This window comes from Shigella sp. FC1567 (genome assembly GCF_001743015.1).
GTDB classification, from domain to species: Bacteria; Pseudomonadota; Gammaproteobacteria; order Enterobacterales; family Enterobacteriaceae; genus Escherichia; species Escherichia coli.
On the sequence record NZ_MIIV01000047.1, the window covers coordinates 1 to 11,265 of the forward strand.

Consider the following 11,265-nt stretch of genomic DNA (forward strand, 5'->3'; position numbering starts at 1 on the left):
TTTTCCAGTATCTGTAGCTGCTGCGATGAACCCCGAACACTTGGCAGAGTGTGACCACAGGATAATGCGCTCTGAGTTTCCCGATTATCGAGAACTGTTCAGGGAGTCTGACATCAAGAGCGCGGTAGCCTTTTTTAATATTTCATTCTCCATTTCAATGCGTTGTAGCTTTTTCCTCAGCTTACGTATTTCGATTTGTTCTGGTGTTATCGGAGAGGCTTTTGGTGTTTTGCCCTGACGCTCATCACGCAGTTGTTTGACCCATCTTGTCATTGTGGAAAGGCCAACATCCATAGCTTTGGCGGCATCTGCCACCGTGTATTTCTGGTCAACAACCAGTTGAGCGGATTCGCGTTTAAACTCTGCGCTAGAATTTCTTTTTTTCATTGGAGCACCTGTGTTGTTCTGAGGTGAGCATATCACCTCTGTTCAGGTGGCCAAATTCAGTGTGCCACTTCACCAGGGCTGCATTCAAGGTGTGGCAATATTGTTTCATGGCTTATCAACCAGAGCGCCATTACAGGAAATTAAGTGGAGGGCGAGAGGCATGAAAACGATAAAACCCGAATCGATAGCTCTTTTTTGCCTCTTATCTGGAGATGTGGATCTGGCGAAACATCTGGCTGATATATTGCCAATAACCTGTTTTGTTGGTGAGGACTGGCAGCAAGATTTCCAGCCTCTTGATGGTGGGCCTGTGCAATCGTTATCAGATTCGTATAGCGATTATTCAGTGCTGCTATTGATAGCAGCTGAAAGCGAGATATCCGTACCAGAATGGCTCGCTCATTCTGAGGGAACGACGGTAATTTTGATTGCAGAACACAATGCCCGTTTGCTGACTGGTCCGGCTGGTGGGGCTGTAGCATTAATCCATTATCTGAATGAAATCTGTCATTCCAGAGAAACCGCTGTCAATGACGCATTTTGTCGGACGTTAACACGAGGAAGTCTGGCTATTCCGCAATGCCATCTTCTTTCGTAATGGATTGAGAATGCTGGATTTTTAATTATATTACGCGCAGTATTAATCGCGTAAATGTTTTGCGGTCAGCAACGGTGGGGGATCCATTGTTCTGTTCAATGAATACCATCATACAATTGAATCAGGAGTCGGTATGATGATTTCGGTGACGGGGGGCGTACGGAGCGGGAAGAGTCGCCACGCAGAGGCGCTTATTGGGGACTCTTCACAGGTTCTGTATACGCCACCTCGCAAATCCTTGATGATGAGATGGCTGCACGGATAGAACATCATCGGCAAGGCCGCCCGACGCACTGGCACACAGTGGAGCGCTGGCAACATCTTGATGAATTAATTCATGCAGACATTAACCCGCATGAGGCTGTATTGCTGGAATGCGTTACCACCATGGTGACTAATCTGTTGTTTGATTATGGCGGCGATAAAGACCCTGATGAATGGGATTATCAGGCGATGGAACAGGCGATTAATGCTGAGATTCAGTCGTTGATTGCTGCCTGCCAACGTTGTCCCGCAAAGGTTGTATTAGTGACTAACGAAGTGGGAATGGGGATTGTGCCGGAGAGTCGTCTGGCACGACATTTTCGTGATATTGCCGGGCGGGTAAATCAGCAGCTGGCCGCTGCGGCAAATGAAGTATGGTTGGTGGTTTCGGGTATTGGAGTAAAAATCAAATGAGTAAATTATTTTGGGCGATGCTCTCTTTTATTACGCGTCTGCCTGTACCGCGTCGCTGGTCCCAGGGACTGGATTTCGAGCATTATTCTCGCGGTATTATTACTTTTCCTTTAATTGGATTATTGCTTGGCGCGATTAGCGGGCTGGTCTTCATGGTGCTGCAGGCATGGTGTGGCGTACCACTGGCGGCACTGTTTAGCGTACTTGTGCTGGCGCTGATGACCGGGGGATTCCACCTGGACGGCCTCGCCGATACCTGTGATGGCGTATTTTCTGCACGTAGCCGCGATCGCATGTTGGAAATCATGCGTGATAGCCGTTTAGGCACCCACGGCGGTCTGGCATTGATTTTTGTTGTACTGGCAAAGATTCTGGTATTAAGCGAGTTGGCTCTGCGTGGCGAACCGATCCTTGCATTGCTGGCGGCAGCATGTGCGGTCAGCCGCGGGACTGCCGCATTATTGATGTATCGTCATCGTTATGCCCGGGAAGAAGGACTTGGCAATGTGTTCATTGGCAAAATTGATGGGCGACAAACCTGCGTCACACTCGGCTTAGCCGCTATTTTTGCTGCCGTATTATTGCCGGGTATGCATGGTGTGGCTGCTATGGTGGTGACGATGGTGGCGATTTTCATCCTCGGTCAGCTTCTCAAACGTACGCTGGGCGGGCAAACCGGCGATACGCTGGGAGCTGCTATAGAGCTTGGTGAACTGGTCTTCCTGCTGGCACTGCTATAAAGAGACGTGACATTCAAACACTTGCCGATTTACTGAATACGATCCCTGCTATCGATCCTGCCGCTATGTCGCGTGCACAACGGCATATCGACGGGTTACTCAAACCTGTTGGTAGCCTGGGAAGGCTGGAGGCGCTTGCCATACAACTGGCAGGAATGCCGGGGTTGAATGGCGTTCCGCATGTGGGCAAAAAAGCGGTACTGGTCATGTGTGCCGATCACGGCGTCTGGGAGGAAGGGGGCGCTATTTCCCCAAAAGAAGTGACAGCCATTCAGGCTGAAAATATGACCCGCGGAACAACCGGCGTGTGTGTGCTGGCAGCACAAGCGGGCGCTAACGTCTACGTAATTGATGTTGGTATTGATACTGCTGAGCCTATCCCCGGGCTTATCAACATGCGTGTTGCTCGAGGTAGTGGCAATATTGCTTCAGCTCCGGCAATGAGTCGCCATCAGGCAGAAAAGTTGCTTTTGGACGTCATATGTTATACGCGGGAGCTGGCAAAAAACGGTGTTACGCTGTTTGGTGTAGGTGAACTGGGGATGGCAAACACGACACCGGCAGCGGCAATAGTCAGCACAATCACTGGCCGGGCTCCTGAAGAAGTGGTTGGGATTGGCGCAAACCTGCCGACAGATAAACTGGCTAATAAAATTGATGTTGTGCGCCGGGCGATTACGTTGAATCAACCAAATCCGCAGGATGGCGTTGATGTCCTGGCAAAAGTGGGTGGATTTGATTTGGTCGGAATGGCTGGCGTGATGTTAGGCGCTGCGTCCTGCGGTTTACCCGTGTTGCTGGATGGATTTCTTTCTTATGCTGCTGCGCTCGCAGCCTGTCAGATGTCTCCTGCAATCAAACCGTATCTCATTCCTTCTCACCTGTCGGCAGAAAAAGGAGCGCGTATAGCGCTGTCGCATTTGGGGCTGGAGCCTTATCTCAATATGGAGATGCGTTTAGGTGAGGGGAGTGGCGCAGCTCTGGCGATGCCCATCATCGAAGCTGCCTGTGCGATATATAACAACATGGGCGAACTTGCTGCCAGTAATATTGTTCTACCGGGGAATACGACTTCTGATTTGAACAGTTAAAAACGAAAAGTCTGATAAAAGCTATACTTAACGGATAGCTTTCGCGACTTAGGAAAGGGACATGATGCGTCGTGTAAATATTTTTTGCTCATTTGCTCTGCTTTTTGCCAGCCATACTAGCCTGGCGGTAACTTACCCATTACCTCCAGAGGGTAGCCGTTTAGTGGGGCAGTCGTATACTGTAACTGTTCCTGATCACAATACCCAGCCGCTGGAGACTTTTGCCGCACAAAACGGGCAAGGGTTAAGTAACATGCTGGAAGCGAACCCGGGTGCTGATGTTTTCTTGCCGAAGTCCGGCTCGCAACTCACCATTCCGCAGCAACTGATTTTGCCCGCCACTGTTCGTAAAGGGATTGTGGTTAACGTCGCTGAGATGCGTCTTTATTACTACCCACCAGACAGTAATACTGTGGAAGTCTTTCCTATTGGTATCGGCCAGGCTGGGCGAGAAACCCCGCGTAACTGGGTGACTACCGTTGAACGTAAACAAGAAGCTCCAACCTGGACGCCAACGCCGAACACTCGGCGCGAATATGCGAAACGAGGGGAGAGTTTGCCCGCATTTGTTCCTGCGGGCCCCGATAATCCCATGGGGCTGTACGCGATTTATATTGGCAGGTTGTATGCCATCCATGGTACCAATGCCAATTTTGGTATTGGGCTCCGGGTAAGTCAGGGCTGTATTCGTCTGCGCAATGACGATATCAAATATCTGTTTGATAATGTTCCTGTTGGGACGCGTGTGCAAATTATCGACCAGCCAGTAAAATACACCACTGAACCAGATGGCTCGAACTGGCTGGAAGTTCATGAGCCGTTGTCGCGCAATCGTGCAGAATATGAGTTTGACCGAAAAGTGCCATTGCCGGTAACCCCATCTTTGCGGGCGTTTATCAGCGGGCAAGAAGTTGATGTAAATCGCGCAAATGCTGCGTTGCAACGTCGATCGGGAATGCCTGTGCCAATTAGTTCTGGTTCAAGACAGATGTTTTAAGAGCGTTGGTAATTAGAAAGCAAAAAGCCTGCTAGAAAGCAGGTTTTTTGAATTTGGCTCCTCTGACTGGACTCGAACCAGTGACATACGGATTAACAGTCCGCCGTTCTACCGACTGAACTACAGAGGAATCGTGTGAACGGGGCGCATATTAATGGCAGTGCATGGTGATGTCAAAGGGTGAAATGCATTTTTTTGTTTGTTTGCTGTCAATTTCAACAAAGTGGTGAGCTTTCAATCTTATTGGGTAATGAACCATCGTGGTGCATACCCTCCTTTTATAGGGCAGGGGAACGCGACAGCTGATTAAAGGAGCAAATGACGAATCTATCATAATCTCTTATTTGACAGTTGGTTAGCTTGTACATCAACGCCAAAATAAAACTGGCAAGCATCTTGCAATCTGGTTGTAAGTAATGGCGGCACTTGGGCCGATTCTTAAAAACCGGAGGCAACATGAACTTCAGACGCCTGAAATACTTCGTAAAAATTGTAGATATTGGTAGCCTGACCCAGGCTGCTGAAGTATTGCATATCGCACAACCAGCGCTCAGCCAGCAGGTTGCCACACTGGAAGGTGAGTTAAATCAACAACTTTTGATCCGTACAAAGCGGGGCGTTACGCCAACAGACGCCGGAAAAATTCTCTATACCCATGCGCGGGCCATTTTACGTCAGTGTGAACAGGCCCAACTGGCGGTGCATAACGTTGGTCAGGCATTATCGGGGCAAGTCTCGATTGGCTTTGCACCAGGAACCGCTGCGTCATCCATCACCATGCCCTTATTACAGGCGGTTCGCGCTGAATTTCCGGAGATCGTTATCTATCCCGAGCATTGCTGAAGTGCAACGTGCGCTTTATGACGCCACCAAGCTGGTGAGCGGCAGGCCCGGTGAGGAAGTCAAACAGCGGCTACGTACTGGTACTGTGGTAACCACAGATGACAGGAACTGGGAATTACGTTACTCAGCTTCTGCACTTCGTTTTAACTTAAGCCGGGCCGTAGCAATTGATATGGAAAGTGCAACCATTGCCGCGCAAGGATATCGTTTCCGCGTGCCATACGGGACACTACTGTGTGTTTCAGATAAACCGTTGCATGGCGAGATTAAACTTCCCGGCCAGGCTAACCGTTTTTATGAAGGCGCTATTTCCGAACATCTGCAAATTGGCATTCGGGCGATCGATTTGCTGCGCGCAGAAGGCGACCGACTGCATTCGCGTAAATTACGAACCTTTAATGAGCCGCCGTTCCGATAATAAGTTCTGAACCTTCTTATCAGAAATAGATGTGAAGGAGTAAGTAAGACACCTGGCAAATAGCCTGCAATAATCGTGGGCTGTTTGCTTCCTTGGGCGGATACGTGTTTTATTATCGTCTTAATGATTTCCACATATTAAAAGCAAGTATGCTTTCAAAACACAATTATAAAAAATCCCGCCAACAATATAAGTTTTTATAAAATTAAATATAAGATTATGGCTTTAGAATATTTTTATTTCTAATAGACGAGATTTTTCCTGTTATGATATAATATGCCGAATTAACACATGTTAACGATTTACCAGTAATGTAAATAAATTTTCGAGGAGATCATTCCAGTGGGACGTAAATGGGCCAATATTGTTGCTAAAAAAACGGCTAAAGACGGTGCAACGTCTAAAATTTATGCAAAATTCGGTGTAGAAATCTATGCTGCTGCTAAACAAGGTGAACCCGATCCAGAATTAAACACATCTTTAAAATTCGTTATTGAACGTGCAAAGCAGGCACAAGTTCCAAAGCACGTTATTGATAAAGCAATTGATAAAGCCAAAGGCGGCGGAGATGAAACGTTCGTGCAGGGACGTTATGAAGGCTTTGGTCCTAATGGCTCAATGATTATCGCCGAGACATTGACTTCAAATGTTAACCGTACGATTGCTAACGTTCGCACAATTTTCAATAAAAAAGGCGGCAATATCGGAGCGGCAGGTTCTGTCAGCTATATGTTTGACAATACTGGTGTGATTGTATTTAAAGGATCAGACCCTGACCATATTTTTGAAATTTTACTTGAAGCTGAAGTTGATGTTCGTGATGTGACTGAAGAAGAAGGTAACATTGTTATTTATACCGAACCTACTGACCTTCATAAAGGAATCGCGGCTCTAAAAGCAGCTGGAATCACTGAGTTCTCAACAACAGAATTAGAAATGATTGCTCAATCTGAAGTTGAGCTTTCCCCAGAAGATTTAGAAATCTTTGAAGGGCTTGTTGATGCCCTTGAAGATGACGACGATGTACAAAAAGTTTATCATAACGTCGCAAATCTCTAATTATATATTAAAGAAATCTGTCTTTATGGCAGATTTCTTTAATCTCATATAATCCTTATAAAAAATATAATGTTCAACTCGTCATATTGCTTATAAAAAATCCTCGTTCCCAGAGAAATAATATTTATTATAATTCCAGTTCTTCTTTTTCTGATTACAGAAGGCAAAGTGACAATTACGCATAGTTTCCCGATAAAGACGCGACAGCTACATCCCGCATAAGGCATTTTTCTCTTTATCCTTGTACGGTACTTCATGGAACAGAGTTTTTGACCTTGCGAATCGTGATGTCTGTTGGGGAGGGGCAATTTGCTCACTGAAGCGTGAGACTCGATTAAGCGCACGAAACACAGAAATCAAAAATCCCGGGCACTTTTTTACAAGGTAACCGGGTAAAAATAATTTTTATTTTTTAACTGTTTTGAGACTCATAGAGATGTCTCAAAACTAAAATTTGGCTCCTCTGACTGGACTTGAACCAGTGACATACGGATTAACAGTCCGCCGTTCTACCGACTGAACTACAGAGGAATCGTGAGAACGAGGCGAATATTAGCGATGCCCACCCACAATGTCAAAGCCTGTTATTTAAATTTGAAATCGTTTGCTGAAATAATCTGCATTTTGTCGTTTATTCCGACACAACTGGCTTTTTTTCACACTTTTGCGGTTCGGATCGAGGGTATTTCCACAGCCAACGTCCAGTAACCATTCGCCAGTAAAACAGCACGGCCCGCACAGCCCAGTCGGCAAACATTCCCATCCAGACACCAACCACACCCCAGCCAAGCATGATGCCCAGCACATAACCGACGACAACCCGGCAACCCCACATGCTCAACATAGAAACCCACATGGCGTAACGGGCATCGCGAGCACCTTTAAATCCAGCGGGTAGCCCCCATGAGGCGGACCAAATAGGCATAAATAAAGCATTTAGCCAAATCAGAATCACAACGACATGTTTAACCTGTGGATCCTGGGTGTAAAACGATGCCATAACCCCGGCAAAGGGAGCCGTTAGCCAGGCGATGGCCGTTAATCCAAGAGTGGAAAGCCAGAACACATGCCGCAACTGAATCTCTGCTTGCGCTATCTGCCCTACCCCCAACCTTCGGCCTGTAATGATCGTAGAAGCAGAGCCGAGCGCACTTCCGGGTAAGTTGATAAGAGCCGCAATTGAAAACGCGATAAAATTTCCGGCAATAACACTGGTCCCCATCCCGGCAACGAACATTTGGGTTAATAACCGACCACTGGTAAATAACACTGATTCGACACTCGCGGGAATACCAATCCCCATGACTTCCCAGATAATGCTAAAATTCAGCGGTTTAAAATAGCTCTTTAACGAAATCCTTAGCGCAGGATTAAAACCAATCGCCAGCACCCACAAAATTGCAACTGCGCCAATATAACGAGAAATGGTTAAACCCAGCCCTGCCCCGACAAATCCCAGTCCCGGCCAGGAGAAAAGGCCGTAAATCAATATGCCGCTAATAATAATATTAAGAATATTCAGGCTACCGTTAATCAATAGCGGTATTTTCGTATTCCCTGCACCACGAAGTGCCCCGCTACCAATAAGAGTGATGGCAGCTGCTGGATAACTGAGTACCGTCAGCTCCAGATAAGTCAACGCCAGTACTTTAACTTCTGTCGTGGCATCACCCGCGACGAAATCAATAATTTGTTCGCCAAAATGATGAATAAGCGTTGCCAACAGTACGGCAAACAACGTCATGATCACCAATGACTGCCGCGTCGCCACCCTCGCTCGTCGTCGATCCCGCTTACCGAGACTAAATGCCACAACGACAGTAGTACCAAGATCGATAGCAGCAAAAAAAGCCATAATGACCATATTGAAGCTGTCCGCCAATCCCACGCCGGCCATCGCATCTTTTCCCAGCCAGCTGACCAGAAAAGTGCTCAGAACCCCCATCAACAGGACACAGGCATTCTCCATGAAGATAGGAACAGCAAGCGGGGTTATCTCGCGCCAGAACAACACTTTGTAGCTCTTGCGTTTAGCGTGCCAGCGAGTGCCGTGAACAACCTGGCGTAAAGCAGAGGAGATATTCAAAGCCGACCTTAATTGCAGAAAGTGAAACCACATTTCAAATAATGAGGGAGAATCAGCAAAGCTGCAAAGATTTTCGCCAACAAATTGTCTGCAAATGCAACAAACTGTTGATAGAAACGGCAAACAGTTGGGGAATTTAAAAATCGGGTTTGACAAAAGATTTTTCGCCGTTAAGATGTGCCTCAACAGCGATTCCTCTGTAGTTCAGTCGGTAGAACGGCGGACTGTTAATCCGTATGTCACTGGTTCGAGTCCAGTCAGAGGAGCCAAATTCCGATTCTTACGCTATCTTATTAGTCCTTATTTGATATTGATTCAATAAGTTAGCGTGAAAATCTTTCCAGATGTGTATTCAGTTTTCCCTCCGCATCCGGTTAATTTGGTGGTCAGATTTGGGGGCAGGTTGGTTCGATTCTGGAGTGACCCCCAAATGTCTTTAAACGATTCAAAAATCCGTAACTTAAAACCCTCTTCAAAACCCGTAAAACTGTCTGATTCGCACGGTCTGTATCTGCTGGTCAATCAGGGCGGTTCGCGTATCTGGTATCTCAAGTATCGCTTCAGTGGTAAAGAGTCCCGCGTCAGTCTGGGCGCATATCCTCTGGTTTCACTTGCTGAAGCAAGACAACGACGTGACGATATCCGTAAGCTACTGACGCAGAATATTAACCCCGCCCACCAGCGCATGTCTGATAAAGCCGCAGCGTCACCGGAAAAGTATTTTAAAGCCGTGGCGCTTGCATGGCACAAAACCAACAAAAAATGGTCGCCTGATTATGCCGCGCGCATCCTCGCCAGCATGGAAAATCATATCTTTCCGGCGATTGGTCATCTGCCTGTCACTACGCTGAAAACGCAGAATTTCACTGCGTTACTGCGGGTTATTGAGGATAAAGGTTTTCTGGAAGTCGCGTCCCGAACCCGGCAGCAACTCTGCAACATCATGCGTTACGCCGTACAGCAGGGATTCACCGAAAACAACCTGGCGCAGCATCTGGAAGGCGTCACCGCGCCGCCGGTTAAGAATCACTATCCCGCCCTGCCGCTGGAGCGGTTGCCCGAATTGTTTGAGCGCATTGGCGACTATCAGCAGGGACGGCAGCTTACGAGGCTGGCGGTGGTGTTGACTCTCCACCTGTTTATCCGTTCCAGCGAGCTGCGCTTTGCCCGCTGGGGTGAGATAGATTTCAGAAACAAAATCTGGACCATCCCCGCCACAAGGGAAGCGATTGAGAAAGTCCGTTTCTCTGGCCGTGGCGCAAAAATGCGTACTCCATATATAGTGCCGCTTTCTCGTCAGGCTATCGCCATTCTGAAGCAGATAAAGGAAATCTCCGGCCATCTGGAACTGGTGTTCCCCGGCGACCATAACCCGTATAAGCCGATGAGCGAAAACACTGTCAACCGGGCGTTGCGTCTTATGGGCTATGATACCAAAACTGATGTCTGTGGGCATGGATTCCGGACAATGGCGTGTAGCGCATTAGTGGAAACTGAACTCTGGTCACGGGATACCGTGGAGCGGCAGATGAGTCATCAGGAGCGCAACAGCGTTCGGGCAGCGTATATCCACCGGGCTGAACATCTCGACGCCCGTACAGCCATGATGCAGTGGTGGTCGGATTATCTGGATGTAAGTCGCGAGGGGTACGTTGCGCCGTATATTTATGCGCGGCGGCATAAGGCGGCCTGAGACAGTGGCTATATAATTTGTTAAAAATGAAAAAGCAGATCCTGATTGAATCCGGATCTGCTTTTTACATTAGGCAATCGCTGCCAGACAATCTGCACCAGAAACGCCATAACTGCACCAGTTCAGTACCACCGCTTACCTGCGCCAGTCTGCCGTCGCCTGTCTGTGTCAGGACTGCGCCAGATCTTATCGAATAAACATCAAACTGCGCCAGTGTTACGGCCCTTTCAGCCCTTTGGCCTTTTCCGGTCTGGCGCTGTTACCCTTAGCCGCCCCTTACCCTTTCCGGCCTTTTTCCTTTGCTGGCGCAATCGCCAGAAAAATCGTCAAGCTGCACCAGAAGCCTGCCAATAGGTCATACCGTTCAGAAGCATCGTTATTGAGAGGAAACCGTACAAAAAAATTTCTACGTAGATTTTCGGTGGATAACGATGAATAAAGAGTATTTTATAATGTGATGGCTATCAAAAATCGACCATCCAAAAATAATTCATTGTTCATTGATTTATAATGAATAACCATGAATTTAATAGTCGATGATTATTGTTTTTATCAGTATTGATAGGAAAGTATACAAATGTGATGGCTATCAAAAATCGACCATCCAAAAATAATTCATTGTTCATTGATTTATAATGAATAACCATGAATTTAATAGTCGATGATTATTGTTTT

7 protein-coding genes, 3 tRNA genes and 4 pseudogenes are annotated in these 11,265 nt (G+C 47.2%); 10 read left to right on the top strand and 4 right to left on the bottom strand.

Annotated features, from left to right (window positions below; genetic code table 11):
- Nucleotides 1–387, bottom strand: a pseudogene (locus BHE85_RS04000) (transposase); the annotation flags it as partial.
- Nucleotides 388–547: 160 nt separating this feature from the next.
- Here BHE85_RS04000 and BHE85_RS04005 point away from each other — a divergent pair.
- The 5 genes and pseudogenes from BHE85_RS04005 (at nt 548) to ldtA (ending at nt 4,491) form a co-directional block, all read left to right on the top strand.
- A complete protein-coding gene (locus BHE85_RS04005) occupies nt 548–985 on the top strand; it encodes a hypothetical protein (protein ID WP_000849049.1) in 438 nt (145 codons plus the stop codon).
- A 133-nt stretch (nt 986–1,118) separates the two neighbouring features.
- A pseudogene (gene cobU / locus BHE85_RS04010) lies at nt 1,119–1,663 on the top strand (bifunctional adenosylcobinamide kinase/adenosylcobinamide-phosphate guanylyltransferase).
- Nucleotides 1,660–2,403 carry an adenosylcobinamide-GDP ribazoletransferase gene (cobS, locus tag BHE85_RS04015; RefSeq protein WP_004983079.1) on the top strand — a complete coding sequence of 248 codons (744 nt, stop codon included), beginning with the start codon at nt 1,660–1,662 and terminating at the stop codon, nt 2,401–2,403. Before cobU ends, cobS begins: the two are co-directional and overlap by 4 nt.
- Nucleotides 2,404–2,414: 11 nt before the next feature.
- Nucleotides 2,415–3,494, top strand: a complete 1,080-nt coding sequence (gene cobT, locus BHE85_RS04020) for a nicotinate-nucleotide--dimethylbenzimidazole phosphoribosyltransferase (RefSeq protein WP_024257987.1) — start codon at nt 2,415–2,417, stop codon at nt 3,492–3,494.
- Between the two features lie 61 nt (nt 3,495–3,555).
- On the top strand, nt 3,556–4,491 hold the full coding sequence (ldtA, locus tag BHE85_RS04025) for a L,D-transpeptidase (protein WP_000986309.1): 936 nt from the start codon (nt 3,556–3,558) through the stop codon (nt 4,489–4,491).
- A 54-nt stretch (nt 4,492–4,545) separates the two neighbouring features.
- Here the strand turns inward: ldtA and BHE85_RS04030 are convergent.
- Nucleotides 4,546–4,621 (bottom strand) — tRNA-Asn (locus BHE85_RS04030).
- Nucleotides 4,622–4,947: 326 nt separating this feature from the next.
- On the opposite strand from BHE85_RS04030, the pseudogene BHE85_RS04035 reads away from it, so the two are divergent.
- The 3 genes and pseudogenes from BHE85_RS04035 to BHE85_RS04045 form a co-directional block, all read left to right on the top strand.
- A pseudogene (locus BHE85_RS04035) lies at nt 4,948–5,319 on the top strand (LysR family transcriptional regulator); the annotation flags it as partial.
- Nucleotides 5,312–5,752, top strand: a pseudogene (locus BHE85_RS04040) (phosphorylase family protein); the annotation flags it as partial. The pseudogenes BHE85_RS04035 and BHE85_RS04040, both read left to right, overlap by 8 nt.
- Before the next feature lie 342 nt (nt 5,753–6,094).
- The gene (locus BHE85_RS04045) at nt 6,095–6,811 is read left to right on the top strand and encodes a YebC/PmpR family DNA-binding transcriptional regulator (RefSeq protein WP_000532912.1); all 717 of its coding nucleotides are present in this window, start codon (nt 6,095–6,097) and stop codon (nt 6,809–6,811) included.
- Between the two features lie 455 nt (nt 6,812–7,266).
- Here the strand turns inward: BHE85_RS04045 and BHE85_RS04050 are convergent.
- Together BHE85_RS04050 and yeeO are read right to left on the bottom strand one after the other, a co-directional pair.
- Nucleotides 7,267–7,342 (bottom strand) — tRNA-Asn (locus BHE85_RS04050).
- A 100-nt stretch (nt 7,343–7,442) separates the two neighbouring features.
- A complete protein-coding gene (yeeO, locus tag BHE85_RS04055; RefSeq protein ID WP_077785042.1) occupies nt 7,443–8,930 on the bottom strand; it encodes a toxic metabolite efflux MATE transporter YeeO in 1,488 nt (495 codons plus the stop codon).
- A 160-nt stretch (nt 8,931–9,090) separates the two neighbouring features.
- On the opposite strand from yeeO, the gene BHE85_RS04060 reads away from it, so the two are divergent.
- Nucleotides 9,091–9,166 (top strand) — tRNA-Asn (locus BHE85_RS04060).
- A 161-nt stretch (nt 9,167–9,327) separates the two neighbouring features.
- The gene (locus BHE85_RS04065; RefSeq protein ID WP_000055693.1) at nt 9,328–10,590 is read left to right on the top strand and encodes a tyrosine-type recombinase/integrase; all 1,263 of its coding nucleotides are present in this window, start codon (nt 9,328–9,330) and stop codon (nt 10,588–10,590) included.
- The last annotated feature ends 675 nt before the right edge of the window (nt 10,591–11,265 follow it).

Coding starts and splice junctions, on each gene's coding strand:
- BHE85_RS04005 (WP_000849049.1), top strand. CDS start 548: ATGAAAACGATAAAACCCGAATCGATAGCTCTTTTTTGCCTCTTATCT.
- cobS (WP_004983079.1), top strand. CDS start 1,660: ATGAGTAAATTATTTTGGGCGATGCTCTCTTTTATTACGCGTCTGCCT.
- ldtA (WP_000986309.1), top strand. CDS start 3,556: ATGATGCGTCGTGTAAATATTTTTTGCTCATTTGCTCTGCTTTTTGCC.
- yeeO (WP_077785042.1), bottom strand. CDS start 8,930: ATGTGGTTTCACTTTCTGCAATTAAGGTCGGCTTTGAATATCTCCTCT.
- BHE85_RS04065 (WP_000055693.1), top strand. CDS start 9,328: ATGTCTTTAAACGATTCAAAAATCCGTAACTTAAAACCCTCTTCAAAA.